The 26,127-nt window shown below is 66.6% G+C and carries 22 protein-coding genes and 1 pseudogene; 5 read left to right on the forward strand and 18 right to left on the reverse strand.

What is annotated here, in order from left to right; genetic code table 11:
* Positions 1-425 precede the first annotated feature (425 nt).
* A complete protein-coding gene (locus tag AC3A3X_RS14250) occupies positions 426-674 on the reverse strand; it encodes a GlsB/YeaQ/YmgE family stress response membrane protein (protein ID WP_487583680.1) in 249 nt (82 codons plus the stop codon).
* A gap of 152 nt (positions 675-826) precedes the next feature.
* A complete protein-coding gene (locus AC3A3X_RS14255) occupies positions 827-2,317 on the reverse strand; it encodes a M20 family metallopeptidase (protein WP_487583681.1) in 1,491 nt (496 codons plus the stop codon).
* A 297-nt stretch (positions 2,318-2,614) separates the two neighbouring features.
* Between AC3A3X_RS14255 and AC3A3X_RS14260 the strand changes: the two genes are divergently transcribed.
* Positions 2,615-3,016 (forward strand): ComEA family DNA-binding protein, encoded by a 402-nt coding sequence (locus AC3A3X_RS14260; RefSeq protein WP_487583682.1) that lies wholly within the window; start codon positions 2,615-2,617, stop codon positions 3,014-3,016.
* Between the two features lie 285 nt (positions 3,017-3,301).
* The gene (locus AC3A3X_RS14265) at positions 3,302-3,913 is read left to right on the forward strand and encodes a HutD/Ves family protein (RefSeq protein WP_487583728.1); all 612 of its coding nucleotides are present in this window, start codon (positions 3,302-3,304) and stop codon (positions 3,911-3,913) included.
* 115 nt (positions 3,914-4,028) lie between these two features.
* Here the strand turns inward: AC3A3X_RS14265 and AC3A3X_RS14270 are convergent, their stop codons facing one another.
* From AC3A3X_RS14270 to AC3A3X_RS14345, 16 genes are all read right to left on the reverse strand, one after another.
* Entirely contained in the window at positions 4,029-5,678 is a 1,650-nt protein-coding gene (locus AC3A3X_RS14270) for a sulfite reductase subunit alpha (protein WP_487583683.1), read from the reverse strand.
* Positions 5,675-6,643 (reverse strand): FAD:protein FMN transferase, encoded by a 969-nt coding sequence (locus AC3A3X_RS14275; protein WP_487583684.1) that lies wholly within the window; start codon positions 6,641-6,643, stop codon positions 5,675-5,677. Before AC3A3X_RS14275 ends, AC3A3X_RS14270 begins: the two co-directional genes overlap by 4 nt.
* A gap of 32 nt (positions 6,644-6,675) precedes the next feature.
* Positions 6,676-7,485 carry a DUF4198 domain-containing protein gene (locus tag AC3A3X_RS14280; RefSeq protein WP_487583685.1) on the reverse strand — a complete coding sequence of 270 codons (810 nt, stop codon included), beginning with the start codon at positions 7,483-7,485 and terminating at the stop codon, positions 6,676-6,678.
* Positions 7,486-7,536: 51 nt separating this feature from the next.
* Positions 7,537-8,046 (reverse strand): DUF2271 domain-containing protein, encoded by a 510-nt coding sequence (locus AC3A3X_RS14285; RefSeq protein WP_487583686.1) that lies wholly within the window; start codon positions 8,044-8,046, stop codon positions 7,537-7,539.
* A gap of 35 nt (positions 8,047-8,081) precedes the next feature.
* Positions 8,082-8,726 carry a PepSY-associated TM helix domain-containing protein gene (locus tag AC3A3X_RS14290; RefSeq protein ID WP_487583687.1) on the reverse strand — a complete coding sequence of 215 codons (645 nt, stop codon included), beginning with the start codon at positions 8,724-8,726 and terminating at the stop codon, positions 8,082-8,084.
* Between the two features lie 13 nt (positions 8,727-8,739).
* Positions 8,740-9,426, reverse strand: coding sequence for a Fe2+-dependent dioxygenase (locus AC3A3X_RS14295; RefSeq protein WP_487583688.1), 687 nt, complete (start codon positions 9,424-9,426; stop codon positions 8,740-8,742).
* 96 nt (positions 9,427-9,522) lie between these two features.
* On the reverse strand, positions 9,523-11,871 hold the full coding sequence (locus AC3A3X_RS14300) for a TonB-dependent receptor (RefSeq protein WP_487583689.1): 2,349 nt from the start codon (positions 11,869-11,871) through the stop codon (positions 9,523-9,525).
* Between the two features lie 172 nt (positions 11,872-12,043).
* On the reverse strand, positions 12,044-14,368 hold the full coding sequence (locus AC3A3X_RS14305; RefSeq protein WP_487583690.1) for a TonB-dependent receptor: 2,325 nt from the start codon (positions 14,366-14,368) through the stop codon (positions 12,044-12,046).
* A gap of 132 nt (positions 14,369-14,500) precedes the next feature.
* On the reverse strand, positions 14,501-14,824 hold the full coding sequence (locus AC3A3X_RS14310) for a Rieske (2Fe-2S) protein (protein ID WP_487583691.1): 324 nt from the start codon (positions 14,822-14,824) through the stop codon (positions 14,501-14,503).
* Positions 14,825-14,918: 94 nt separating this feature from the next.
* Positions 14,919-15,488, reverse strand: a complete 570-nt coding sequence (locus AC3A3X_RS14315) for a GNAT family N-acetyltransferase (protein ID WP_487583692.1) — start codon at positions 15,486-15,488, stop codon at positions 14,919-14,921.
* Complete coding sequence (locus tag AC3A3X_RS14320; RefSeq protein ID WP_487583693.1) at positions 15,485-16,720, reverse strand: cysteine desulfurase; 1,236 nt, start codon at positions 16,718-16,720, stop codon at positions 15,485-15,487. The genes AC3A3X_RS14315 and AC3A3X_RS14320 overlap by 4 nt, the downstream gene beginning before the upstream one ends.
* Positions 16,717-18,012, reverse strand: a complete 1,296-nt coding sequence (gene sufD, locus AC3A3X_RS14325) for a Fe-S cluster assembly protein SufD (protein WP_487583694.1) — start codon at positions 18,010-18,012, stop codon at positions 16,717-16,719. Before sufD ends, AC3A3X_RS14320 begins: the two co-directional genes overlap by 4 nt.
* A gap of 1 nt (position 18,013) precedes the next feature.
* Positions 18,014-18,778 (reverse strand): Fe-S cluster assembly ATPase SufC, encoded by a 765-nt coding sequence (gene sufC / locus AC3A3X_RS14330; protein WP_487583695.1) that lies wholly within the window; start codon positions 18,776-18,778, stop codon positions 18,014-18,016.
* Between the two features lie 137 nt (positions 18,779-18,915).
* Positions 18,916-20,379 (reverse strand): Fe-S cluster assembly protein SufB, encoded by a 1,464-nt coding sequence (sufB, locus tag AC3A3X_RS14335; RefSeq protein ID WP_487583696.1) that lies wholly within the window; start codon positions 20,377-20,379, stop codon positions 18,916-18,918.
* A gap of 44 nt (positions 20,380-20,423) precedes the next feature.
* A complete protein-coding gene (locus tag AC3A3X_RS14340; RefSeq protein WP_487583697.1) occupies positions 20,424-20,879 on the reverse strand; it encodes an SUF system Fe-S cluster assembly regulator in 456 nt (151 codons plus the stop codon).
* Positions 20,880-20,998: 119 nt separating this feature from the next.
* Positions 20,999-21,352, reverse strand: coding sequence for a hypothetical protein (locus AC3A3X_RS14345; RefSeq protein WP_487583698.1), 354 nt, complete (start codon positions 21,350-21,352; stop codon positions 20,999-21,001).
* 17 nt (positions 21,353-21,369) lie between these two features.
* On the opposite strand from AC3A3X_RS14345, the pseudogene AC3A3X_RS14350 reads away from it, so the two are divergent.
* The 3 genes and pseudogenes from AC3A3X_RS14350 to AC3A3X_RS14360 all read left to right on the forward strand — a co-directional run.
* Positions 21,370-21,831: pseudogene (locus AC3A3X_RS14350) on the forward strand (SET domain-containing protein); the annotation flags it as partial.
* A 356-nt stretch (positions 21,832-22,187) separates the two neighbouring features.
* Positions 22,188-22,985, forward strand: a complete 798-nt coding sequence (locus AC3A3X_RS14355; RefSeq protein WP_487583699.1) for a 3-hydroxybutyrate dehydrogenase — start codon at positions 22,188-22,190, stop codon at positions 22,983-22,985.
* A 351-nt stretch (positions 22,986-23,336) separates the two neighbouring features.
* On the forward strand, positions 23,337-25,568 hold the full coding sequence (locus AC3A3X_RS14360; protein ID WP_487583700.1) for a DUF5916 domain-containing protein: 2,232 nt from the start codon (positions 23,337-23,339) through the stop codon (positions 25,566-25,568).
* The last annotated feature ends 559 nt before the right edge of the window (positions 25,569-26,127 follow it).

Consider the following 26,127-nt stretch of genomic DNA (forward strand, 5'->3'; position numbering starts at 1 on the left):
GCGTGTTGGGCTTGCGTCTGCGGAACGGCGTCGTCCGCCGGGCCGGGGATTGCTCCGCCCCTTAGTCGGACATCCTGTCCGAATGCGGGGCGTGAGCCATCCATGGCCCACTGCTGCGCAATCCCCGACCCGGCGGACGACGCTTCGGCATTTCGTTGCATGGTCTTCGGTGGCCCTCACCCCAACCCCTCTCCCGTAAACGGGAGAGGGGCTCCCACCGTCGCTGGAAGACCGTCATCCCCGCGAAGGCGGGGACCCAGTGACGTTGCTCTTATGCTCGTCATTCCCGCGAAGGCGGGAACCCATCGTCGTCGCTCCGATGCCGTCATTCCCGCGAAGGCGGGAACCCATGGACGTTGCTCCCCCAGACCGTCGACCAAACAAAAACCCCGGCCAAGGCCGGGGTTTTTGCATCGCTTGTGCAATCACGCCGCCGGTTTGGCGGTCTTGCTGCGGATGAACTCGTAGACGAAGAGCAGGACTACCGCGCAGATGATCGAGACGATGAAGCCGATGAAGCCGCCGCCGGCATAGAGCAGGCTGCCGATGTAGGCGCCGGCGATGCCGAGCAGGATGGTGAGGATCCAACCCATCGGGTCCGCACCGGGTTTGAAGAAACGCGCCAGGACTCCAATAACCGCACCAATGATGATCGTATAGACGATGCTGCCCATATCGCTCCCTCCTGAAGTGGTTGGTGACGCGAGCGCATCCTAGCACCGGCCCCTCTCCCGCCAAGCAAAACCCTCCCCCCTTGCGGGGGAGGGACAGGCCGCCAAAGGCGGCCAGGGAGAGGGGGAGGGGTGAGGCGCGAGGCGCGAGGCCCTCAGCAGCAACCGTGGTCGCCGCGCTCCTGCCCACCGGCCACCGCCGCCACGCCGCTGGTCTCGCCGCGCTGGCTGGCCAGGTGATGCTCGGCGATCACCCGCGAGACGCAGGCAGTGACGCGCTTGCCCATCGGAATGTGCAGGAACTCGTTGGGACCGTGCGCGTTGCTGTGCGGGCCCAGCACGCCGGTGATCATGAACTGCGCGCCCGGGAACTTCTCGCCGAGCATGCCCATGAAGGGGATCGAGCCGCCTTCGCCCATGTACATCGCCGGCTGGCCGAAGAACTCGCGGCTGGATGTGTCGATGGCCTTGGTCAGCCACGGCGACTGCGCCGGTGCGTTCCAGCCGCTCGACGACTTCTCCAGGTCGAGGGTGACCTGGGCGCCGTTGGGCGGATCGCGGAGCAGCAACTCCTTGAGCACTTCACCGGCGCGCTTGCCGTCCAGGGTCGGCGGCAAGCGCAGCGACAGCTTCACCGAGGTGTGCGGGCGCAGCACGTTGCCGGCCGATGCCAGCGGCGGCATGCCGTCGACGCCGGTGACCGACAGCGCCGGGCGCCAGGTGCGGTTGAGCACCAGCTCGGTCAGATCATCTGCCATCGGCTTCATGCCCGGCAGCAGCGGGAACTTGTCGAAGATCGCCGTATCGAGCACCTTCGCCGCCTCACGTGCCTGCGCCATGCGTTCGGCCGGCACCTCGACGAACAGGTCCTCGATGCGGATCTTGCCGGTGTTCTCGTCCTCCAGCCGCGAGAGCAGCTGGCGCAGCAGGCGGAAGCTCGACGGCACGATGCCGGAGGCATCGCCGGAGTGGACGCCTTCGCTGAGCACCTTGACGGTGAAGTTGCCGCCGGCCAGGCCGCGCAGCGACGTCGTGCACCACAGCTGGTCGTAGTTGCCGCAGCCCGAGTCCAGACACACCACCAGCGACGGCTTGCCGATGCGGCCGGCAAGATGATCGACGTAGGCGGGCAGGTCGTAGCTGCCGGATTCTTCACAGGCCTCGATCAGGATCACGCAGCGCGAATGCGGCAGCTGCTGTTCCTGCAGGGCCAGCACGGCGGTCAGCGAGCCGAAGATCGCATAGCCGTCGTCGGCGCCGCCGCGGCCATACAGCCGGTCGCCCTTGATGACCGGCGTCCACGGGCCGAATTCGGGATCCCAGCCGGTCATCTCCGGCTGCTTGTCGAGGTGGCCGTAGAGCAGCACGCAGTCGTCGTTGCTGCCGCCGTTGCTTGCCGGCACGTCGATGAAGATCAGCGGCGTGCGGCCTTCCAGGCGCACCACCTCGACCTGCATGCCGGGGATCGGCTGCGCCTTGGCCCAGCGCTCCATCAGCGTGACCGCGTCTTCCATGTAGCCATGCTTGACCCAGTCGGCATCGAACATAGGCGACTTGTTCGGGATGCGGATGTACTCGACGAGTTGCGGAACGATCTCGTCATCCCATTTGTCGGCGACGAAACGGTCGACCTTGCTGGTGTCCATGGAGGGGGCCTCGGAGCAGGGGAAGGAACTTGGGAAAGCCGCCAGTTTACGCCTCCTGCGCGGTCGATCCGATGCGCAATGGGGCCGCTTGGCCGCGGGCGGACGGGTCCGGTCGCCGATTTGTCGCGGCCGGTAGGCCTTTTCCCACCGCCCGCAGCGGGGTGCGCCGGGCCGGTCGCGAAGGCCGTGGCGATAGGCCGGGCTATTGCCCGCGCGGAGACTGGCTGCCCGCGTTGTCCTCAGTCACGGGCCAACGCGGCAGGAACGGAATCCAATCGCAACCCAAGGAGTCACACCATGAAATCAACCATCAGGAGGGTCGTGCCGCTGCTGCTGTCGGTGTTGATGACAGTCACGGCAACCACTGCTGTTTCCGCAGAGAAGGTCAACATCAATACCGCCGATGCCGCCACCATCGACCGCGTCATGGTCAACATCGGGCCGGGCAAGGCAGAGGCGATCGTCGCCTACCGCAAGGCGAACGGCCCCTTCCGCAGCGCCGAGCAACTGGCGCTGGTCAAGGGCGTCGGCCTCAAGACCGTCGAGAAGAACCTCGACCGCATTGTCTTCACCGGCGCCGCCGCTCCGGCGAAGGTGGCGGCAACGAAGCCGGCCCTGGCGAAACCGGTTGCGGCCGGCAAGCCCGCAGCCAAGCCCGTCGCCAAGCCTGTCGCGCCTGCCAGGACAGCCAGCCGCTGAAGCTCGCCTGCCGCCACCGTCGACGCGAGCGGCGGCGGCAGGCGAACCGGCACGGACGCCCGAAGGGAGTCAGGGGAGTATCCCTGGACAAGGAAGTACTGCCACTCCGCTGCAACGGACTGCGACGGGGTGGCGCCTCGCCCCGCGCGAGTCGGTCCGGTTCGCGTCACCCGCTGCGCCACCCGGCGCGCGCCAACCACATCCTCCTGTCCCGGCAGAGCAGCCGTGGAGCGACCGCCGCTAGACTGTCGGCCACGAGACTCCGCACAGGCGACCTCACTGGTGATGGCACCCGAACGCAGCAGCCGGTCCTGGGTAATCCCGGCCAACGAGTACCGCCGCGAGCGCTGGCGGAACCAGATGGGGTGGACGCGCGAGATCCTCGCCCACGCTCCCATCGCCGGCGCGCCTTGGGACTGGCGCCTTTCGATCGCCGAGATCGAAAGTGACGCCCCGTTCTCCGCGTTCCCCGGAATCGACCGCGAACTGGTCCTGCTGGCTGGCAACGGCCTGCGCCTGCGATTCGACGATGGCGAAGTGAAGGAGCTGCTGCCACCGCACGATCGGATGCGGTTTGCCGGCGAGCGCGGCGTGAGCGGTGAGCTTGTCGATGGGCTCACTCATGACTTCAACCTGATGTGGCGCCGCGACCGGGTGCGCGCGGATCTGTGGCACCGTCCGCTGGTCGGGCCGATGGTGTTGTTTGCCGACCCGGAGAGCACCTGGGTCGTGCACCTGATCGCAGGGCAGGCGCGGTTCGCCGACGACTCCGGCCTGCCGCCATTGGCGGCGCAGGACACCGCGATCATCGCAGCCGGGTCACAGCGCGTCCGGCATGTCCTCGATGGCGGCGGCGAAGTCCTGCTGATCCGGATCGAACCGCTGCCGCAAGCGTGATCGAAGGTGGGAGAGCTATGTCGTCCCGAGCGCAGCGAGGGACCTGCTGTCTCGCCGAGGAAAACAGATCCCTCGCTGCGCTCGGGATGACAAAACAAGCTTGATCAGCGTTGCCCTAATACACGTCGCGGCAATAACGCCCGGAAGCGGCCATGGTTTCCAGCACGTCGAGCCCGACCGCTTCACGCAGCACCGCATCGACTTCCGGCGCCATGCCTTCGAGGCTGCCGCAGACATAGACCGATGCCCCTTGCGCTATCCACGTGCGCAACTGTTCGATCCGCTCGCGCAGCAGATGCTGCACATAGGTTCGTCGAGACGGGTCGTCACGGGAGAACGCGAGATCGAGTTCCTTCAGACGCCCTTCGCGCAGCCAGCCTTCGATCTCGTCGCGATAGTGGAAATCGTGCCCGGCCTGGCGCTCACCAAACAGCAGCCAGTTGCGATGGTGACCTGCGGCGATGCGTGCCTTGAGCAGCGCACGCAGGCCGGCCAGGCCCGTGCCGTTGCCGATCAACACTACCGGGCGATCGTCGGCCGGTGGATGGAAGGACGTGTTGCGGCGGATGCGCAGGTCGATGCGCTCACCCTGCACGGCGTTGGCCGTCAGCCAGCCGCTGCCGCTGCCGAGGCGACCGTCCGGGTGACGCATCTGCCGCACCAGCAGTTGCAGGTTGCCGTCGCCGGGCAATGAGGCGATCGAGTATTCGCGATGCGGCAATGGCTGCAGGTTGTCCGCCACCGTCTGCGCGCCCTGACCCAGCACATCGCGCCGGGACGGAAGCCGCGATCGCGCCAGCACCGTCGACAGCGGCTCGACGCAATCACCAGCCTTGACTGCGACATTCCCATCGAGCCCGCTGGCGGCGAGCCATTGCGCGACTGCATCATCCGGATGTCGCGGGCCGATCTCGGCGATGTCGCCGGCAGTCCAAGCAAGATGGGCAATGTCCTGCGGCACGAGTGCGACGTGGTAGGCGGGACCGCCGACACTGCCTTTGTTCAACCAGCGACGTTCGGCCAGGCGCCAAGACTGGTAGGCCGGTGCGCTCCAGTCGGCGAAGTCGGCGTGGCCACTGAGCTGCCCCAACCGATGCTGCCAATGACGCAGTGCTCCTGCGTCGCCGGCGTCGACATCGATGCGGTCGAACAGCGGCCTGGCGCCGTGGTGGTGCAACCACTGGTCGAGGCGGCGGCCGAAGCCGCAGAACTGCTCGTAGGCGCGGTCGCCCAACGCCAGCACTGCGTATTCCCGCCCTTCCAGGGCGATCGACTGGTCGAGCACATGGCGGGTGAAACCGAGCACGTGGTCGGGCGGATCGCCTTCGCCTGTCGTGCTGGCGATGAACAATGCGCGCCGGTGACTTCGCAGCACGTCGGCATCGACGCGATGCAATGGCATCGCGCGAACCGCCATGCCCGCACCACGCAGCGCGTCCGCGGTATGTTCGGCCAGCTGCTGCGCAAATCCCGTCTGGCTGGCCCACGACAGCAGGACCGCATCGGCGCCCCTGTCGCCGCCGCCGTCGTCGTTGCCAATGGAAGCCGATCGCGCCTGCGTTCTCGCGCTGGAAACAATCGCCGCGCACAGCCCCAGGTACGCCAGCACGACGAGCGCGGCGAGCAGCCAACTGCCAAGGCGCGGTGATGCCAGCCACCATGCATCGGTCTGCCAATGGCCGAATGCAAGCGCCAGAACCAGCAGGCCCGACAGCACCAGTGCATTGCCGAGCCATGCCCGACGGGTGGTGATACCGGTGCTCATGCCCGCAGCAGCTCCGCGAACGCCGGTGTCATGCGCTCGTCCTGGCCGCCATTGCCGGATGCGACGAATCGCGCCGCCAGACCGTGCCTGCACGCGAATGCGTGACCGTCCTGCGCACCCATCACGGTCAGCGCCGTGGCCCAACCGTCGGCGAGCATCGCGCTGGCGGCGGCCACGGTGACCGCGGCCGGAGCGCCCAGTGCCGGTCGACCGCTGCGCGGGTCGATGGTGTGGCTGTAGCGCTGCCCGTCGCGTTCGCCGCGATGCCAGCGGTCGCCCGACGTCGCCACCGCCAGCCCGTCGAGATCGAGCACGCGCGCCTGGTTGTCGTCATCTTCATCGCCGGCACAGGCCTCGACGATCACGCGCCACGGCGCGCCGTCGGGCTTGCGGCCGCGTCCGTACAGCTCGCCACCGACTTCGACCAGTGCGCTGTCGATGCCGTCGGACTGCAGTTGCGCGGCCACCGCGTCGACGGCGAAGCCCTTGGCGATCGCGCACAGATCCAGCTGCGTGCCGCCCGGCTGCAATGCACGCCGTGTCTGCGCGTCGAGGACCAGACGTTGCCAGCCGACCGACGCGAGCACTTCCGCCGGTACGTCCTGTGGCACGCCACTGCGACCGGAGGGGCCGAAGCCCCAGGCATCGGCGATGGCGCCGATCGTCGGGTCGTATGCACCATCGCTGGTACGTGCGATCTCGAGCGCACATGTCAGCACCGTCCAGAAATCGTCCCGCAGCGGGTGCCAGCTTCCGGCCTCGGCGGCATTGAAGCGGCTCAGGTCGGAGTGGACGGTCCAGTTGCTCATCTGTGCGATCACGTCATCCAGGCGTGCCTGGATGCGGGAGTGCAACGCGTGCAGGTCGGTGTGCGGGCGCGTGACCAGCTTCACCGACCAGGTGGTTCCCATGGTGGCGCCGCCGAGGAGGTCGACGGCGCCACGGTTGTTGCCTGCAGCTTGCATTGCGCTTGCTTCGATGTCTTGGCTTCGTCGCCTTACTGCGGCAGCACTTCCAGCGTGGCGACGTAGCTGACGCGACGCTGCTTGGCCTGCGGCACCGTCGTCTTCTTGTCCTCGCTGGTGGCTTCCAGCCAGTACATGCCCGCTTCCGGCCAGGTCACGGTGAACTCGCCCTTGGCGTCGGTCTTGACCTTGATCTCGTCCTGCGCGTTGCGGTAGCGGGTGTTGCCGCGCACGATCTCGACATCGATGCCGGCCGCCGGCTTGCCGTCGATCTGCATGCGGAACTTCGCTTCGTCACCGGCGAACAGGTCGTTGGGATGGGTGATCGGCACCAGCTCCAAGCCCTTGCCGCCTGGCTTGAGCGCGGTGTCGTTGGGCGAGCCGTTGGTGACGAAGGTCTCGACGCGGCTGATCGACTGCGAGACCTGCAGGTTCTTCGCGCCCTTGGGCACTTCGGTCGCGAATGCCGTGGCGGTGCCGCGCCAGCGCTTGGGCTTGCCGTCCTCGTCCCACTGGCCGACCACGTAGTCGTTGACCACGCCGATCCTGTAGGTGCCGGTCTGCTTGAGCTCGACGTCGAACACGGTGCGGTACTTGCCGGTGGCGCTGTTCTGTGCGGCGACCTGGCTGCCGTCGGGTGCGGTGATGCTGAGGTTGTCGGTCTTCAACGGCACGTGGTTGAAGTAGAACAGGTCGTTGGACACCGCCGCATCGACGGTCACCCACGGGTTGTTGCCGGCGAGCACGGTCTGCGACGGCTGCAGCCAGGCCTTGTGGGCCTGTGCGGCCAGCGGCAGGGAGAGCGCGAGTGCGAGTGCGGCGAACTTGAGGGTCTGCTTCATGGGGAACACTCCAGCGGAACGAATGGGGGTGGGGGCGGATCAGGGGGCGAATCAGGGCTTGCTGGCCAGCGTGACCAGGCCGAGCTCACTGTTGCCCTGCGCGCTGCCGTCGCTGGCGCCGCGCCACTTGAACGGAATCTTGAGCAGCTCGCGCCCGCCGACTTCGCGTGCGGCTTCCACCACCAGCGTGTAATCGCCGGCCGGCAGCGAGGCCAGCTCGGGGTGGCTGTCGGTGAACTGCAATGCGTGCTTGCCGACCGGACGGGTCGGGCCGGTCACGCCGTCGACCGGCACCTTCAGGGTGCGACCGCTGCGCCGCCACCACTGGCGCAGGTCCGGCAGCCACTTGGTGCCGGCGCCTTCGTTGGTCGCCTTCTGCTGGTACCAGACGGCGAGGTTGGCGGCAGCCTTCTGGTCCGGGCCCTCGACCCAGATCGCCACGTAGGGCCGGTGATACTCGGCGACGTTGAGCTGCGGGATCTGCAGGTTGAGGTTGATCTCCGCCGAATGGGCCGGCAGGGCGAGCAGGCCGCTCAGCGCAATGGTCAATTGGACACGCATGGGATCTCCGGGGGGCGTGGAAGCGTTGACAGCGATCAGTGGATGAACAGCAGCGCCAGCAGCAACGGCAGCACCAGGCCAAGCACCACGTAGGGCCATGTCGAAGGGCGCTGGCGCGCATGCATCTGCAGCAGGAACAAACCGGTGATGCAGAACACCAGGCAGGCGATGGCGAAGATGTCGATGAACCAGCGCCATGCGGCGCCGGCGTTGCGACCCTTGTGCAGGTCGTTGAGGTAGGCGATCCAGCCGCGCGAGGTGCGCTCGTATTCGACTGCGCCGGTGGTGCGGTCGATGCTCAGCCAGGCATCGCCGCCGGGACGCGGCAGCGACAGGTAGACCTCCTGCTCCGACCATTCCGCAGGCTGCTCGCCGATGGCGACGGGTAGCACGTCGTTGAGCCAGTCGCTGACGCTGCCCGGCAATGGCGCGCTGCCGTCCTCGCGCTTGCCCAGCGCCTTCAACAGCGACGGCGGCATGTCGACCGTGCGGTTGAGCGTCTGCGGCTTGGCCTCGATGACGCTGGAGTGATTCAGGGTGATGCCGGTGACGGAGAACAGCAGCATCGCGACCAGGCACACCGCCGAGCTGATCCAGTGCCACTGGTGCAGCGTGCGCAGCCAGAAGCCGCGGCGCTGCTGGCGTGCGGCGATGTCGGGTGCGGCGGAAGAGGCGCTCATGGTCCCGCCGTCATCAGGTCTCTGCCCAGCGCCGCAGCAGGTTGTGGTAAACGCCGGTCAACTGTACGAGCGCAGGGTGATCGGGAACGTCCTGGGTCAGGCGCCGGATCGATACGTCCAGGTCGAACATCAGGCGGCGCTGCGCATCCTCGCGTAGCAGGCTCTGGATCCAGAAAAACGAGGCGATGCGCTCGCCACGGGTCACAGGGGTGACCTTGTGCAGGCTCGTGCCAGGGTAGAGCACCATGTCGCCGGCCCGCAGCTTGACCTGCTGCACGCCGTAGGTGTCCTCGATGATCAGTTCGCCGCCGTCGTAGTCCTCCGGCGCGGTGAGGAAGAGCGTGGCCGACAGGTCGGTGCGGATCGGCTCGGCGCCACCGCCGCTGCGGTCGTAACGCACCGCATTGTCGACATGGAAGCCGAACGACTGGCCGCCGCCGTAGCGGTTGAACAACGGCGGGTAGATCCGCTGCGGCAGCGCCGCGGAGAAGAACGTCGAGTTGCGCGCCAGCGCTTCGAGTATCAGTGCGCCCAGTTCACGCGCGACCGGGTCGGTCTCCGCCAGCTGCGCATTGTCCTTGGCCTGTGCCGACTGGTAGCCGGCGGTGATGCGGCCATCGGCCCAACCGGCCTGCGCCAGCCGCGCGCGGAAATGCGCCACCTGCTCGACGGTGAGGACTTGCGGGACCTGCAACAACATCGGCTGACTCCTTCAATGCGACCGCCCGGCCAGGGGCCGGGCGGCGCGGGGGACCCGTCAGGACGTACCCATCAGGGCTCACTCTTCAATATCGGATTAGAACCTGTAGGCGGCACTCAATACCACCGAGCGGGTATCGCCCGGCGTCGACCAGCCGTTGTTGCGGACGCGGATGTAGTATTCCTTGTCGAACAGGTTGTTGGCATTGAGCTGCAGGCTCAGGCGCTCGTTGATGTCGTAGCCGACCATCGCCCGGTGGGTGGTGTAGCCCTTGATGTCGGGCGCATTGGCGACGCGGGAGTCGTAGAAGCTGCTCTGGTAGGTGATGCCGTAGCCGAAGGTCCACTGGTTCAGGTCGTAGGTGGTCCACAGGCTGCCCGAACGCTCCGGCGTGCCGCTGATCGGCTTGCCCTTCTGCGGGTCCGGGTTGGCCGCCGAGTTGCCGCAGGCGGCGCTGGGGTTGGCCAGGCAGTTGTCCGACACGCTCTGCAGCACTTCGCTGTCGAGGTAGGTGACGTTGGCGAAGATCGACCAGTCGTGGGTGATCTGGCCGGCGACGCCGAGGGTGACGCCGTCGACGCGCGCCTCACCGTCGAGCTGCTGCTCGCCGCTGGGGTTGTCCGGATTGCCCGGATCGGACACCTTGTAGTTCTCGCGGTCGTTGCGGAACACCGAGGCGGTCAGCGCCAGGCGATCGGCGATGTCCCACTTGGTGCCGATCTCGTAGTTGACCGCGGTTTCCGGATCGACGCTGCAGTTGGCGGTGCCGGTGGTGCTGGTGAGCGTGCACGAGCCGTTGACCGAGGCCTTCGACGGCGTCTTGCTGTTGGAGTACGACGCATAGATCGTGCCGTTCTCGCGGGGCTTGAAGACCAGGCCGGCGCGGTAGGAGAACAGATCGTCCTCGTTGGCGGCGACCGGCGCGCGGCCGAGGATCGCGCCGATATTGGTGTTGTCCGGACTCGGGTTGGTCGCCGTCGGCGCGGTGTACGTCTTGACGTTCCAGCTGACGCTGTCGCCTTCGTTGTGCTCGTAGCGGGCGCCCAGGTTCAGCATCCACTGCTCGTTGAACTCGAGCGTGTCGAAGACGTAGATGGCCTGGTTGTCCTGGGTGCCTTCGGAGCGGCCGGCCAGGAACGGATTGATCGGACCGGTCCACAGCGAGTCCGGGTTGGTCAGGCTCATGATCGGCAGCACGGCCGGACTTCCGTCCGGGTTGCGCAGCAGGTTGACGGTGTCCAGGTCGAAGCTTTCGTGCGAGAACGAGATACCGGCAACCAGCGCGTGCTCGACCGAGCCGGTGGCGAAGCGCGAGGTCAGGTCGGTCTGGCTGATGGCGATGCTGTTGCTGGTGTCGCGCGAATGGCCGCGCGGACCGCTGGGCTGGTAGGTGTTGGGCGTGAGCGGGCTCGGACAGGCCAGGCCGGTGGCGGCGTTGATGCCGCCTTCCAGGCACCAGGTGCCCTGCGGCGCGTCGACGACGCTGAGCTGGTCGACCTGCTGGTAGCGGGCCAGGCTGCGCAGCGTCGTGCTGTCGCTGAAGTCGTGTTCGAACACGCCGGTGAGCATGTCGACATCGATCTCCTGCCTGTCGATGTTGTGGTAGCCGTAGTAGTTGGACGGATCGACGCCCGGCAGCGGGCCGCCGAAGCCACTGAAGTACGGCACACCGTACTGCGGGATGTTGTCGTCGCTCTGGTGCAGGTAGCTCACGGTGAAGCGGGTGTCGCTGCCCAGGCCGAAGGCCAGCGACGGGGCGATTCCCCAGCGCTCGAAGGTCTCGTAGTCGCGGCCTGGGGCGTCGTTCTGGTGGACCATCGCATTGACGCGGAAGGCGGTGCCGTTGTCGAAGTCGGTGTTGCTGTCGACGGTGATGCGGCCGTAGCTGTCGGTGCCCGCGCCTGCCTGCAGCACGGTGAAGTCGCCCTCGCGCGCGGTCTTGCTGACCAGGTTGATGTTGCCGCCGACCGAGCCGGCGCCGGAATACACCGAGTTCGAACCGTTGATCAGCTCGATCGCCTCGAGGTTGAAGCTGTCGGTGCGGGTGTACTGGGCGCTGTCGCGGACGTTGTCGGTGGTGATGTCGCTGTTGGCGTTGAAGCCGCGCAGGATGATGCTGTCGCCATAGCCACCGCCGCCTTCGCCGGCGCCGAAGGTGATGCCAGGCAGGGTGGACAGGACATCGCGCAGGCCGATCAGGTTCTGCTGGTCCATCACGTCCTTGGTGACCACGGTGATCGTCTGCGGCGTGTCGAGCAGCGGCTCGGTGTACTTCACCGACGAGGGCTTTTCGACGTACTGGCCATGCACCTCGATCTTGTCGAGGTCCTTTGCCTGCGGCTCGCCGGCCGGGTCAGCCAGCACGGGGGCGGAGACGACTAGGGCGGCGACGGCCACCGCGACTGCGCCGGCAAGCGGCGAAACGGCGAACTTCCTGTTGTACATGGGGGGAATCCTGATAGTCGGAGTGCGGCACGCTGCCGCTGCGATCGACAATGGTAATGAGAGCGATTCCCATTTGCAACGAAAAATGAATGTGCAGTCGGCCAACCCGGGGCCATCCGACCAACGGAGCAGCGCGGGTGGCCTTGCCGCGGCCACCCGGCCATGAGGGCGGTCAGAACCGATAGGCGGCGCTGAGGACTACCGAGCGGGTATCGCCCGGCGTCGCCCAGCCGTTGTTGCGACCGCGGATGAAGTACGCCTTGTCGAACAGATTGTTGGCATTGAGCTGAAGGCTCAGCTGCTGGTTGAGGTCATAGCCGACCATCGCCCGGTGCGTCGTGTAACCCTTGATCGTGCCGGCCCTGGCGCCGGTGCCGACGTAGTACTCGTAGCTTCCCAGGTAGCTGACGCCATAACCGAAGGTCCATTGGCTGAGGTCGTAGGTGGTCCACAGGCTGCCCGAACGCTCGGGTGTGCCGCTGAGCGGCCGGCCCTCGAGCGGATCAGGGCGGTCGTCGGACACGCCCTGCAGCACTTCGCTGTCGAGGTAGCTGACGTTGGCGAAGATCGACCAGTCCTGGCTGATCTGACCGGCGGCGCCAAGGGTGACGCCGTCGACGCGCGCCTTACCGTCGAGCTGCTGCTCGCCGCTCGGGTTGAGCGGATTGAGCGGGTCCGGAACCTTGTACTCCTCGCGTTCGTTGCGGAACACCGAAGCAGTCAATGCAAGGCGATCGGCGACGTCCCACTTGGTGCCGATCTCGTAGTTGACCGCGGTTTCCGGGTCGACGTTGCAGCTGACGGTGCCGGCGATGATGGTGGCTTCGCTGGGCAGCGTGCATGAGCCGTTGACCGAGGCCTTCGACGGCGTCTTGCTATTGGAGAACGACGCATAGATCGAGCCGTTCTCGGCAGGCTTGAAGACCAGTCCGGCGCGGTAGGAGAACAGGTCGTCCTCGTTGGCGGCGACATCGTTGCGACCCAGGATCGTGCCGATGCCGGTGTTGTCCGGACGCGGGTTGGCGGCGCTCGGAGCGGTGTAGGTCTTGACCCGCCAGGTGACGCTGTCGCCCTCGTTGTGCTCGTAACGGGCACCCAGGTTCAGCATCCACTGCTCGTTGAACTCGAGCGTGTCGAACACGTAGATGGCCTGGTTGTCCTGGGTGCCGGCGGTGCGGCCGGTCAGGAACCGGTTTACCGGACCCATCCAGAGCGAGTCGGGGCTGGTCAGGCTCATGATCGGCAGCGGGACCGGGCTGCCGTCCGGATTGCGCAGCCGGCTGGCCGTGTCCAGGTCGAAGGTCTCGTGCGAGAAGGAGATGCCGGCGACGAGCGCGTGCTCGACCGGGCCGGTGACGAAGCGCGAGGTCAGGTCGGTCTGGCTGATGGCGATGCTGTTGCGGGTGTCGCGCGAATAGCCGCGCGGGCCGCCGGGCTGGTAGGTGTTGGGCATGAGCGGGCGTGGACAGGCCCGGCCGGTGGCCGGATTGATGCCGCCTTCCAGGCACCAGGTGCCCTGGGGCGCATCGACCACCGACAACTGCTCGACCTGCTGGTAGCGGGCGAGGCTTCGCAGCGTCATCCGGTCGCTGAAGTCGTGCTCGAACACGCCCGTGAGCATGTCGACATCGATCTCCTGCCTGTCGATGTTGTGGTAGCCGTAATAGTTGGACAGGTCGACACCGGGCAATGGACCGCCGTAGGCGCTGAAGTAGGGCACGCCGTACTGCGGGATGTTGTCGTCGCTCTGGTGGAAGTAGCTCGCGGTGAAGCGGGTGTCGCTGCCCAGGCCGAAGGCCAGCGACGGGGCGATGCCCCAGCGCTCGAAGGTCTCGTAGTCGCGGCCCGGGGCGTCGTTCTGGTGAACCATCGCGTTGATGCGGAACGCGCTGCCGTTGTCGAAGTCGGTGTTGCTGTCGACGGTGATGCGGCCGAAGCCGTCGGTGCCTGCGCCGCCCTGCAGCACGGTGGAATCACCCTCGCGCGCGACCTTGCTGACCAGGTTGATGTTGCCGCCGACCGAGCCCGCGCCGGAATAGGCCGAGTTGGCGCCATTGATCAGTTCCACTGCATCGAGGTTGAAGTTGTCGCTGCGGGTGTACTGGGCGCTGTCGCGCACGCTGTCGGTGGCGATGTCGCTGTTGGCGTTGAAGCCGCGCAGGGTGATGCTGTCGCCGTAGCCGCCGCCGCCTTCGCCGGCACCGAAGGTGATGCCGGGCAGGGTGGACAGGACGTCGCGCAGGCCGATCAGGTTCTGCTGGTCCATCACGTCCTTGGTGACCACTGTGATCGTCTGCGGCGTGTCGAGCAGCGGCCCTGTGTACTTCACCGACGAGGGCTTTTCGACGTACTGGCCGTGCACCTCGATCTTGTCGAGGTCCTTGGCCCGCGGCTCACCGGCCGGATCGGCCAGGGCAGGGGCTGAAACAACGATGGCGGCGATGGCCGCCGCGACTGCGCCGGCAAGCGGCGAGGCTGCGAACTTCCTGTTGGACATGGACTTCCCTGAGTGTGCGGCGTCATTGGTGCGCCGTGTGCCGGGAAATCCTAATGCGATCCATTCGCATTTGTGATGGGTGGCACCCTGGACTCAGAGGTCGCTGTTTTTGCAGCGGAAGGCCAGCTTGGTTCAGGCGCGATCGTCGCGGGTCCAGATCCCGCCGTCCTCGACCTTGACCGGGAACTTCGCCACAGGTTCATAGGCCGGTGCGCACAGCGGCCGGCCATCGCGCACGTCGAACTTCGCGCCGTGCAGGACGCATTCGATCGTCGCTTCTTCACCGTCGAAGGTGCCGGCGGACAGTTCGAAGTCCTCGTGCGAGCACTTGTCCTCGAGGGCGTAGTAATCGCCGTCGTAGTTGACCACCAGGATAGGGGTATCGCCGTCCCAGGCGACGGTCGACTCGCCCGGAAGCAGCTGCGAGGTGGCGCAGACGAAAACCCAATCGCTCATGTGTTCCTTTCCTTGTCGTCCCGAGCGCAGCGAGGGACCTGCTTCAAGGGCTCCGGCGCAGCAAAGCAGGTCCCTCGCTGCGCTCGGGACGACATCAGAGGGGCTTTTCCAGGATTTCGAAACGCAGGTCGTCGCGCTTGGGTTCGCCAAAGCGCACGTCGCCGTACGGGAACGGCTTCTTGATGCCGGTGCGGCGATAGCCGCGGCGCTCGTAGAAGGCGATCAGTTCCTCGCGCACGTCGATCACGGTCATGCGCATCGCGTCCATGCCCCAGTCCTCGCGGACCAGGCGCTCGGCCTCGTTGATGACGATCTTGCCGATGCCGCCGCCTTGCAGGGTCGGGTTGACCGAGAACATGCCGAAGTAGCCGGCGCCGTGTTCGACCGCGACATGGGCACAGGCGAGCAGCTCGCGGCGACCGTCGGCGGTATCGCGTTCGGCCACCAGGATCACGCTCTGCGGACGATCGATGCAGGCCTGGATATCGTCGGCGCCGGTGCGGCGGCCGCCGAGCAGGTCGGCTTCGGTGGTCCAGCCCTGCTTGCTGGCGTCGCCGCGGTAGGCCGACTCGACCAGTGCGACCAGCGCATCGATGTCGGCATGGGTGGCGTTGCGGAACTGGATGGCGGGCGCGTCGAGCGCGGCAGTCTGGGGAACGGTCATGCGAGCAGTTTACGGACCTTGCGCAGCGCCGCAACGAAGGCTTCGACCTCGTCGTGGGTGTTGTAGAAGGCCAGCGAGGCGCGGCAGGTCGCGGCGACGCCGAAGTGGTGCATCAGCGGATGGGCGCAATGATGGCCGGAGCGGATCGCCACGCCTTCCAGGTCGAGCAGGGTGGCCAGGTCGTGCGCGTGCGCGCCTTCGACCAGGAAGCTGATCACTGCCGCCTTCTCGCCGGCCTCGCCGAAGATGCGCAGGCCCTCGACCTTCGACAGCTCCTCGGTGGCGTGGGCGAGCAATGCCTGTTCGCGCGCCTCGATGTTGTGCATCCCCAGCGACGACAGGTAGTCGACCGCCGCACCCAGGCCGATGAAGCCGGCGATGTTCGGCGTGCCGGCCTCGAACTTGTGCGGCGGGTCGTTGAAGACCGTGCCTTCGAAGCGCACTTCCTTGATCATCTCGCCGCCGCCGATGAACGGAGGCATCGCCGCCAGGTGCTCACGACGCGCCCACAGCGCGCCGGTGCCGGTAGGGCCGGACATCTTGTGGCCGGTGATGGCGTAGAAGTCGCAGCCGACCGCGGCGATGTCGAGCACGCGATGCGGCGCGGCCTGCGAGCCGTCGACGACCGTGACGATGCCGCGCTTGCGTGCCTCGCGGCAGATCTCGCGCACCGGATTGACCGTGCCGAGCACGTTGGAGACGTGGGTGAGCGACAGCAGCTTCACTTCCGGCGTGAGCAGCGCGTACAGGCGATCGAGGTCGAGTTCGCCGCGCTCGTTGAGCTCGGCGACCTTGATCGTCGCGCCCGTGCGCTTGGCGACCAGCTGCCACGGCACGATATTGGCGTGGTGCTCCATGCGGGTCAGCACGATCGCATCACCGGGCTGCAGTCGCGGCAGCGCCCACGAGTAAGCGACCAGATTCAGGGCGAAGGTGGTGCCGCTGCACAGCACCAGTTCGTCGCCGCGCACGTTGAAGAACTTCGCCAGCTTGTTGCGCGCGCCCTCGTAGGCATCGGTCGCCTCGGTACCGAGCGCGTGCACGGCACGGCTGACGTTGGCGTTGTGGTGGCGGTAGAAGTCGTCGACCGCGGCGATGACCGTCTCGGGCTTCTGCCCGGTGTTGGCCGAATCGAAGTAGATCAGCGGCTTGCCGTGGACCTGGCGGGTCAGCAGCGGGAAGTCGGCGCGAATCCGGGCCCAGTCGATGGTGCTGTCGAGGGAGGCGTTCATGCGGTCTCCAGCGTTGCCAGCGCGGCATCGAGGCGGGCGGTCAGGGTCTCGCGCAGGACGCGATCGTCGAACACGGCCAGGGTCTCGCGGCAGAACGCCGCGGTCAGCAGCGCCCGCGCCTGTTCGGCCGGCACGCCGCGGCTGCGCAGGTAGAACAGTGCGGTCGCGTCGAGCTGGCCGACGGTGGCGCCGTGCGCGGCCTGGACTTCGTCGGCGTGGATCTCCAGCACCGGCTGGGTGTCGATCTCGGCGCCTTCGCTGAGCAGCAGGTTCTTGTTGGACAGGTTGGCGGCGGTGCCGTCGGCGCCTTCGCGGATCAGGATGCCGCCGTGGAAGGCGGCCTTGGAGCGGCCGGCGCCGAGCCCGCGCCAGGTCAGATCGCAACTGCTGTCGCGACCGACGTGGTCGATGCCCAGGCGGGTGTCGAGATGGCGCTTGCCGGTGGCGAGCAGGACGCCGTTGGCATGGAGCTTCGCGCCGTCGCCGTGCAGGGCGACGTTGAACTCATGGCGCGACAGGCCGGCACCGAGCTCCAGGTCGAGCCGGCGATACTCGGAGGCTTTCGCCATCACCGCATCGGTGCGCGAGATCAGCGTGGCGGTGGCGCCTTCGTCCTGCACGCGGGCGTGGTTGAGCGTCGCGTTCGGGCCCAGGTGGACGTGGGTCACGGCGTTGGCCAGGTGGCTGTGCGCGCCGGCGCCGAGCTGGTGCTCGACCACGGTCAGGGTCGCGCCTTCACGCAACTCGATCAGGTTGCGCAGGTGCCAGGCGCGGTCGCCATCGCTGGCGGCGCCGATGAATACCAGGTGCAGAGGCGACGCGGCCCGGGCGCCGTGCGTGGCACGCAGCACGATGCCGTCGTCGGCGAGCGCCGAGTTGAGGCGGGCGAAGATCTCGTCGGCGCGGTCGAAGCGGCGGGCGAGGAAGTTGGCCTCGCGCGGTTCGCCTTCGCGCAGCACCTGCGAGAGCGGCTGCAGCGTGATGCCAGCGCCGAGTCCGCCGATGTCGCTATGGGAGGCATCGAGGCGACCGTTGACGAAGACGATGCGCGGGGCCGGGATGCCATCGAGCAGGGCGGCGTCGAAGGCCGGAACGGTGGCGTCGCTGGCGGTAAAGGTGCGACGTTCCAGCGAGCGCAGCGGCGTGTACTTCCACGCTTCGACGCGGGCATGCGGGATGCCGTCTCGGATTGCCGCGTCGAGCGCGGCCTTGCGGCTGTCGCCGAGGCCGGCGGCGTCGCGCGCGGCCAGCGAATCGAAGGCAGTGGCGAAGGAGTCGAGCAGGGCGCTCATGTCAGGCCGCCGCCTGCGGTGCGATGCGATCCTTGACCCAGGCATAGCCGTGCTCTTCCAGCTGCAGGGCCAGTTCCGGTCCACCGCTCTCGACCACGCGGCCGTCGGCGAGTACGTGCACGACGTCGGGCTTGATGTAGTCGAGCAGGCGCTGGTAGTGAGTGATGACCAGGAACGCGCGGCCGGCGTCGCGCAGTGCGTTGACGCCGTCGGCGACGGCCTTGAGCGCGTCGATGTCCAGGCCCGAGTCGGTCTCGTCGAGGATCGCCAGACGCGGTTCGAGCAGGGCCAGCTGGAAGATCTCGTTGCGCTTCTTCTCGCCGCCGCTGAAGCCTTCGTTGACGCCGCGATGCAGCAGCTCGTCCTTGAGGTGCAGCACGGCCAGCTTTTGCCGCACCAGCTTGAGGAACTGCATCGAGTCCAGCTCCGCCTCGCCACGCGCCTTGCGCTGGGCGTTGAGGGCGGTGCGCAGGAAGTAGGTGTTGTTCACGCCCGGGATTTCGACCGGGTACTGGAAGGCCAGGAACACGCCCGCCGCCGCGCGTTCTTCCGGCTCCAGCTCGAGCAGGTTGCGGCCGTCGAAGGTGACCGTACCGGCGGTGACTTCATAGCCTTCGCGACCGGCCAGGATGTTGCCCAGGGTCGACTTGCCGGCGCCGTTGGGGCCCATGATCGCGTGCACCTGGCCGGCCTGGACGTCGAGCGACAGCCCCTTGAGGATTTCCTTGCCGGCGACGGATACGTGGAGGTTTTCGATCTTGAGCATGGGTTGGTTCCGGTTTGTTCTTTCTTGAGCCCCTCTCCCGCGTGCGGGAGAGGGGTTGGGGTGAGGGCAATGGCGAAGAGCTGCCCTCATCCGCCCTTCGGGCACCTTCTCCCGCGCGCGGGAGAAGGGATCAAATGTCAGCCGACCGAGCCTTCCAGGCTCACTTCCAGCAGCTTCTTGGCTTCCACCGCGAATTCCATCGGCAGTTCGCGGAACACCGACTTGCAGAAGCCGTCGACGATCATCGACACCGCGTCCTCCGCGCCGATGCCGCGGCTGCGGCAATAGAACAGCTGGTCGTCGCTGATCTTCGAGGTGGTCGCCTCGTGCTCGACGGTCGCGGTCGGGTGCCTGACCTCGATGTACGGGAAGGTGTGGGCGCCGCACTTCTTGCCGATCAGCAGGCTGTCGCACTGGGTGTGGTTGCGCGCGCCCTCGGCGCCGCCGAGCACCTTGACCAGGCCGCGGTAGGTGTTCTGGCCGCGGCCGGCGCTGATGCCCTTGCTGATGATCTTGCTCTTGGTGCGCTTGCCGACGTGGATCATCTTGGTGCCGGTGTCGGCCTGCTGGCGGTGGTGGGTCAGCGCGACCGAGTAGAACTCGCCGCTCGAGTCGTCGCCGAGCAGCACGCACGAGGGGTACTTCCAGGTGATCGCCGAACCGGTCTCGACCTGGGTCCAGGAGATCTTCGAGCGCGCGCCGCGGCATTCGCCGCGCTTGGTGACGAAGTTGTAGATGCCACCGACGCCATTCTCGTCACCCGGGTACCAGTTCTGCACCGTCGAGTACTTGATCTCGGCATCGTCCAGCGCGACCAGCTCGACCACCGCCGCGTGCAGCTGGTTCTCGTCGCGCATCGGCGCGGTGCAGCCTTCCAGGTAGGAGACGTAGCTGCCTTCCTCGGCAATGATCAGGGTGCGCTCGAACTGGCCGGTGTTCATGGCGTTGATGCGGAAGTAGGTGCTCAGCTCCATCGGGCAGCGCACGCCCTTGGGAATGAACACGAAGCTGCCGTCGGAGAACACCGCCGAGTTGAGCGCGGCGAAGTAGTTGTCGCCGGTCGGCACGACGCTGCCCAGGTACTGCTTCACCAGCTCCGGGTGGTCGTGGATGGCTTCCGACAGCGAGCAGAAGATGACGCCCTTCTCGGCCAGTTCCTTGCGGAAGGTGGTGCCGACGGAAACCGAGTCGAACACCGCGTCCACCGCCACGCCGGCCAGCTTGGCGCGCTCGTGCAGCGGCACGCCAAGCTTCTCGTAGGTGTCGAGCAGTTCCTGCGGCACTTCGTCCAGCGAGGCGTACTTGGCCTTGGGCGCGGAGTAGTAGCTCAGCGCCTGCAGGTCGATCGGGGCGATGTTGAGCTTGGCCCAGTGCGGCATCGGCATGGTCAGGAAATGCCGGTACGCGGCCAGGCGCCAGTCGGTCATCCACTCCGGCTCGTCCTTCTTGGCCGAAAGCGCGCGGATGATGTCCTCGTTCAGGCCCGGCGGCAGGCTGTCGGATTCGATGTCCGTGACGAAGCCGGCCTCGTACTTGCGGCCAAGCTGCTCATGGATTTCTCTGTTCTGAGAGGATGTGGTGTCGATTACTTCGGTGGCCATTGGGCTGCCTACAGGATTCGTCGTTGCATGGCGGGCGCGGCCCGCTACGCGTTGGCCAGGCGCAGGTCGATGCGCTTGGCCGTGGGTTCGGGAGGTGGTGGCGGCACCAGCATCTGCGCCAGCGTCACGCCGCGCAGGGCGTCGATCACCACGTCGTTGATGCGGCGCCAGTTGGCGCGCACGCCACAGGACTGCTCGATGCCGCAGTTGCCGGCATGGACGCTGCACTCGGTCATGCCGAGCGGCCCTTCCATGGCGTTCACGATCTCCAGCAGGCCGATGTCCTCGGCGCGGCGGGCGAGGCGGTAGCCGCCGTTGGCACCGCGGAAACCTTCGACCAGCCCGGCCTGGGCCAGCGGCTTGAGCACCTTGGACACCGTCGTCGCTTCCAGGCCGGCGCGCTCGGCCAGTTCCGAGGCGCTGAGGACAGCGTCGGAACGGTGTGCGAGCACGGTCATGACGACCGTGGCGTAGTCAGTGAGCTTGGTGACGCGGAGCATGGGGGCAGGCCGGTCGGGTTAATCCGTACCGGAATTGTACGGTTTCGGCCCCGCACAGCCAAGAACCCGGGCGGAACGCTTCCGTACCGCCCCTGGAACACCCCGTTCAGACAGCCCGTTCAGGATTCGCTGGCGGTCGCGCTCGACGCCACCGGCGGCGCGGCCGGCAGCACCAGGTCGAAGTACGGCGGCTGCGGGTTCTGTCCCCGCGGGATGAAGGCCGGCGCCGGTTGCCCGGCGGGGCCGAGCGAGCGCACGAACCGGTAGATCGCGCGACGGTCTTCGAGGGTCATGTCGCGGATCGCGAAATCGGGCATCAGCAGGCGCGTGCGCAGCTTGGCGCTGTAATCAAGCCACTGCGTCTCGGTCAAGGTCGACAGCTTCAGGCGCAGGTTGGTCGGATAGGTCGTGCCCACGGCCAGGCGCGATGGCGCGGCGCGACCGATCCGGGCCAGAATGTCCGCCTCCCGCAATGACTACCGGATTCCGCATGCCGCGCAAGATCGCCGCCCGTCGCTCCGCCATCCATGGCAACGGCGTATTCGCCGTCCAACCGATCGCCAAGGGCGAGCGCGTCATCGAATACAAGGGCCAGCGCCGCACCCACGAGGAAGTCGACGCCGGCGAAAGCGGCGACATCGACACCGGCCACACGTTCCTGTTCACGCTCAACGACGAGTACGTCATCGACGCCAACTTCAAGGGCAACGACGCGCGCTGGATCAACCACAGCTGCGCGCCGAACTGCGAGGCCGTGCTGGAAGAGGACGAGGGAAAGGATCGCCGCCTGGACAAGGTGTTCATCGAAGCGATCCGCGACATCGCCCCGGGCGAGGAGCTGTCGTACAACTACGGCATCACCCTGGTCGAGAAGCACACCAGCGAACTGAAGAAGATCTGGGAGTGCCGCTGCGGGTCGCCGGGTTGCACCGGCACGATGCTGCAGCCCAAGTCGGACAAGAAGAAAAAGAAGCAGGAGAAGAAGAAAAAGAAGATGGCTGACGAGGCGAAGCGGGCCAAGCTGGCCTGATTTCCTGGCGGATCAGGTCACCGTCCCGGCGAACGCCGGGATCCGCCAGCCACCGTCATCCCGGCGAAAGCCGGGATCCATCTTGCGGTTGCCGTAGTCGGCGGAGCCTGAAGTCACTGGGTTCCCGCCTTCGCGGGAATGACGGGGAAGGGCGGCCGCGGGAATGACGGGCAAGGCGTACCTTCGGGCAATGGTGTGTTGCCCTCTCGCACGGCCACACTTGAGGTAACGCGCGCGGCCGATACTGGCGTGCCCACCCCGCATCCAAGGAGCCCCTCATGAGCCTCGAAGGCAAGGTCGCCATCGTCACCGGTGCCGCCAGCGGTATCGGCAAGGAAATCGCATTCGAGCTGGCGCGTGCCGGTGCGGCGATTGCCATCGCCGACCTCAATGCCGACGGCGCGCAAGCGGTCGCGGGCGAAATCGTGGCAGCCGGCGGACGCGCACTGGGCCTGGCGATGGACGTCACCGACGAGGCCGCCGTCAACGCCGGCGTCGCCCGCGTGATCGCCGAGCTGGGCGGCGTCGACATCCTGGTCTCCAACGCCGGCATCCAGATCGTCAATCCGATCGAGCAGTTCGCCTATGCCGACTGGAAGAAGATGCTGGCCATCCACCTCGATGGCGCCTTCCTGACCACCAAGGCCGTGCTGCCGCACATGTACGGCGTGGGCGCCGACGGCAAATCCCGCGGCGGCACCGTGATCTACATGGGCTCGGTCCATTCGCACCTGGCCTCGCCGCTGAAGTCGGCCTACATCACCGCCAAACACGGTCTGCTGGGCCTGTCGCGCACACTGGCCAAGGAAGGCGCGAAGCACGCGGTACGCAGCCACGTCGTCTGCCCCGGCTTCGTGCGCACGCCGCTGGTCGACAAGCAGATTCCCGAGCAGGCGAAGGAACTGGGCATCAGCGAGGACGAAGTGGTGAGCCGGGTCATGCTCGGCAACACCGTCGATGGCATCTTCACCACCGTCGAGGACGTCGCCCAGACTGTGCGTTTCCTCGCCGAGTTCCCGAGCGCGGCGCTGACGGGCCAGAGCTTCGTGGTCAGCCACGGCTGGCATATGCAATAGGTGGTGGAGGGGGCTTCGGGCAACGCTATCAAGTCCTGTTCTGTCGTCCCGAGCGCAGCGAGGGATCTGTTTGTGCGGCGAACAACAGGTCCCTCGCTGCGCTCGGGACGACATTCGACTGGTTCAGCGTTGCTTGACCTGAGGCGTGATGCATGTCGGGGAAATAGGGTTGCAATGACTAACGCCAGTCTGGCTTAGGGGGCAACTGCGTTTAGGCTGTGCACCGCTCGGGCACCACGGTGCCGCCAGCAAGCCCAGCACGGATGATCTGGTCGGATGGCTGCCTTCGATGGCGGCGGTTGCGGCGGGAAGACCGGCCTGGAAACCCCGCCCTCCGAGATTCCCCTCCAAATGCACGGCACCCGCGCAACGTTGACCCTGGCCATCCTGACCGCCCTGTCCACCCCGGCGATGGGCGTGGAAATCGATGGCCGCATCGATCCGGCCGAATGGCAGGGCGCGCGCGAAATCACCGACTTCCGCAAGGTGCAGCCGCTCAGCCGCGAGCCGGCCACGCTGCAGACCAAGGTATGGGTGATGGCGACGCCCGAGGGCCTGGCGGTGGCCTTCCGCAACAACCAGCCGGTCGAGACGCGGACACGGCAGAAGGTCCAGCGCGACTTCGAAGCCCAGGTCGACCGCGTCAACCTGATGATCGACTACGACGGCGACGGCCGCACCGGCTACAACTTCACCGTCTCCTCGACCGACGGCATCGCCGACGCGGTGATCAGCAACGAAACGCAGTTCAACGACGACTGGGACGGCAACTGGCGGCACGCGGTCAGCGAGGACGACACCGGCTGGAACGTGGAGATGCTGATCCCCTGGTACATCGCGCCGATGCGCAATGGCAGCGATGGCATGCGCACGGTCAAGGTCTACTTCGACCGCGTCATCGGCTCCACCGGCGAGCGCTCGGCGTGGCCGGCGGCCAGCTTCGAGCGCCCGCGCTTCCTGTCCGACTTCGAGCCCCTGCAGATGGCGCAGTACAGCCAGTCGCTGCTGGCGATCACGCCGTACGTGTCCGGGCTGTACGACAACGTCGGCGGCGACAGCGACTTCGACGGCGGCGCCGACATCTTCTGGAAGCCCAACGGCCAGTTCCAGCTGTCGGCGACGATCAACCCCGACTTCGGCCAGGTCGAGAGCGACGACCTGGTGGTGAACTTCAGCGCCACCGAAACCTTCATCAGCGACAAGCGCCCGTTCTTCACCGAGAACCAGGGCATCTTCGAGTTCACCACGCCGTCGGACTTCAGCCAGCTGCTTTACACCCGCCGTGTCGGTGGCCCGGCCGACGACGGCAATGGCGCCGGCGACATCACCGCGGCGGTGAAGCTCAACGGCAGCGTCGGCGCGACCAAGTACGGTGTGTTTGCCGCCGACGAGGCCGACGAGGTCGGGCGCACCTTCGGCGCCTTGCGCGTGGTGCGCGACTTCGCCAGCCAGAACCTCGGCGTGATGCTGACCCAAGTCGAGCGTCCGTTCCTCGATCGCGAGGCATCGGTGATGGGCGTGGACCACAACTGGCGCCCGAACGAGCGTGTCAGCGTGGAGACGCGCGTCATCGGCAGCCAGATCGACCAGGACGGCCGCACCACCGACGACACCGGCGCGACCATGTGGGTCAACTACGAAATGGACGACGGCTGGCGCCAGCAGTGGCTGGCGATGCATTTCGGCGAAGAGCTGCAGATCAACGACTTCGGCTATCTCTCGCGCGCCAATCTCAACTACTTCAACTGGCAGGTGATGCGCCGTTTCACCGACCAGCCGGTCGAGTCGCGCTATGCCTCCAAGGACTGGCGTGGTCGCATCAGCGGCACCGACAACGACCACGGCCAGCGCCTGCAACGGCAGCTGCGCATCAGCCGCCAGGGCAACCTGCGCAACGGCAGTTTCGAGTACGCGCAGATCAACATCAACAGCGCCTTCATCGACGACCTGCTCACGCGTGGCAACGGCAACGTCAACCTGCCGCCGAACTTCAACGCGTACCTGGAGTACCAGCGCCCGCGCAAGGGCACCTGGGGGTGGGAGCTGGAGGCCGACGCATTCAGCGGTGGCCTCGCCGGCAACGACAGGATCGGCTTCGACATCCGCCTGCAGCCGACGTACTTCATCAATGACGCCTTCAGTGTCTACCTGGGGGCGTATTACGAGCAGATTCCGAGCTGGCTGGTGTGGCAGCAGGACAATCTGGTCGGCGAGTTCGACGAGAAGATGATGCAGATCAGCGCCGGCATGGACTGGAACATCGGCAGCAAGCAGGAGCTGCGTGTGAAGCTGCAGGCGCTGGGGCTGGATGCGCCGTTGCGACAGGCCTATCGGGTCGATGGCGGCGGCAATTCCATCGCCAGCGCCGATGCGGTCGACGATTTCAACGTGCGCAACCTGGGGTTCCAGATTCGTTATCGCTATGAGCTGGCGCCGTTGTCGTATCTGTATGTGGTCTATGGGCGCGGTGGGTACCAGCAGGAGCCGTTCTCGGAGGACACCGGGGAGCTGGTGCGGGACAGCCTGGAGCTGCGTGACGACGAGCAGTTGCTGGTCAAGCTGAGCTATCGATTCGAGATCTGACAACCGTCGTCCCGGCGAACGCCGGGACCCATTTTGACTTTGCCTCTGCTCGTGGGATCTAAAGGCAACATCAACAGCTTCCGCCACTAAAGCGGCGGGTCACTTTTTCTTTTCTGGCCAAAAGAAAAAGTAACCAAAAAGAAACGGCCTCCTCGACAAACCAGTCCTACGACCGGAGTGGCAGAGGGGATTTTTCTAAGGGACATCCATGTCCCTTAGAAAAACGCCGCACGTCCTGTGCGGCGCCCTCCGGGTCTGGGACTGCTGCTGGCTGCAATGCTCACCTCGAAGTCGAAGAGCAGAGTCAAAGCCGAAGTCGAAGCCAACGTCCTTGGATCCCCGCCTGCGCGGGGATGACGGTGAGATGTGAGTTGCCCGTCATTCCCGCGAAGGCGGGAACCCAGCGTCGTTGCTCGTTGCTTGTCGTTCGCCGAAGACCGTGCAGCCAATCGCCAGAGCGTTGGCCGCAGGGGCTGGGAGTGCGCCGCAGCGGGACATGGATGTCCCGCGTCCCGCATCAGACAGGATGTCTGACTAAGGGACGGGGCACTCCCCGTCC

Source organism: Lysobacter sp. Soil_N_23, assembly GCF_057656135.1.

Bases quoted from the DNA above. Each gene is read 5' to 3' on its own strand.
- AC3A3X_RS14275 (WP_487583684.1), bottom strand. From the start codon at position 6,643: ATGCAAGCTGCAGGCAACAACCGTGGCGCCGTCGACCTCCTCGGCGGC.
- AC3A3X_RS14270 (WP_487583683.1), bottom strand. From the start codon at position 5,678: ATGAGCACCGGTATCACCACCCGTCGGGCATGGCTCGGCAATGCACTG.
- AC3A3X_RS14310 (WP_487583691.1), bottom strand. From the start codon at position 14,824: ATGAGCGATTGGGTTTTCGTCTGCGCCACCTCGCAGCTGCTTCCGGGC.
- AC3A3X_RS14340 (WP_487583697.1), bottom strand. From the start codon at position 20,879: ATGCTCCGCGTCACCAAGCTCACTGACTACGCCACGGTCGTCATGACC.
- AC3A3X_RS14320 (WP_487583693.1), bottom strand. From the start codon at position 16,720: ATGAACGCCTCCCTCGACAGCACCATCGACTGGGCCCGGATTCGCGCC.
- AC3A3X_RS14265 (WP_487583728.1), top strand. From the start codon at position 3,302: ATGGCACCCGAACGCAGCAGCCGGTCCTGGGTAATCCCGGCCAACGAG.
- AC3A3X_RS14300 (WP_487583689.1), bottom strand. From the start codon at position 11,871: ATGTACAACAGGAAGTTCGCCGTTTCGCCGCTTGCCGGCGCAGTCGCG.
- AC3A3X_RS14290 (WP_487583687.1), bottom strand. From the start codon at position 8,726: ATGAGCGCCTCTTCCGCCGCACCCGACATCGCCGCACGCCAGCAGCGC.
- AC3A3X_RS14280 (WP_487583685.1), bottom strand. From the start codon at position 7,485: ATGAAGCAGACCCTCAAGTTCGCCGCACTCGCACTCGCGCTCTCCCTG.
- AC3A3X_RS14295 (WP_487583688.1), bottom strand. From the start codon at position 9,426: ATGTTGTTGCAGGTCCCGCAAGTCCTCACCGTCGAGCAGGTGGCGCAT.
- AC3A3X_RS14255 (WP_487583681.1), bottom strand. From the start codon at position 2,317: ATGGACACCAGCAAGGTCGACCGTTTCGTCGCCGACAAATGGGATGAC.
- AC3A3X_RS14305 (WP_487583690.1), bottom strand. From the start codon at position 14,368: ATGTCCAACAGGAAGTTCGCAGCCTCGCCGCTTGCCGGCGCAGTCGCG.
- AC3A3X_RS14360 (WP_487583700.1), top strand. From the start codon at position 23,337: ATGCACGGCACCCGCGCAACGTTGACCCTGGCCATCCTGACCGCCCTG.
- AC3A3X_RS14315 (WP_487583692.1), bottom strand. From the start codon at position 15,488: ATGACCGTTCCCCAGACTGCCGCGCTCGACGCGCCCGCCATCCAGTTC.
- AC3A3X_RS14250 (WP_487583680.1), bottom strand. From the start codon at position 674: ATGGGCAGCATCGTCTATACGATCATCATTGGTGCGGTTATTGGAGTC.
- sufD (WP_487583694.1), bottom strand. From the start codon at position 18,012: ATGAGCGCCCTGCTCGACTCCTTCGCCACTGCCTTCGATTCGCTGGCC.
- AC3A3X_RS14260 (WP_487583682.1), top strand. From the start codon at position 2,615: ATGAAATCAACCATCAGGAGGGTCGTGCCGCTGCTGCTGTCGGTGTTG.
- sufC (WP_487583695.1), bottom strand. From the start codon at position 18,778: ATGCTCAAGATCGAAAACCTCCACGTATCCGTCGCCGGCAAGGAAATC.
- AC3A3X_RS14355 (WP_487583699.1), top strand. From the start codon at position 22,188: ATGAGCCTCGAAGGCAAGGTCGCCATCGTCACCGGTGCCGCCAGCGGT.
- AC3A3X_RS14285 (WP_487583686.1), bottom strand. From the start codon at position 8,046: ATGCGTGTCCAATTGACCATTGCGCTGAGCGGCCTGCTCGCCCTGCCG.
- sufB (WP_487583696.1), bottom strand. From the start codon at position 20,379: ATGGCCACCGAAGTAATCGACACCACATCCTCTCAGAACAGAGAAATC.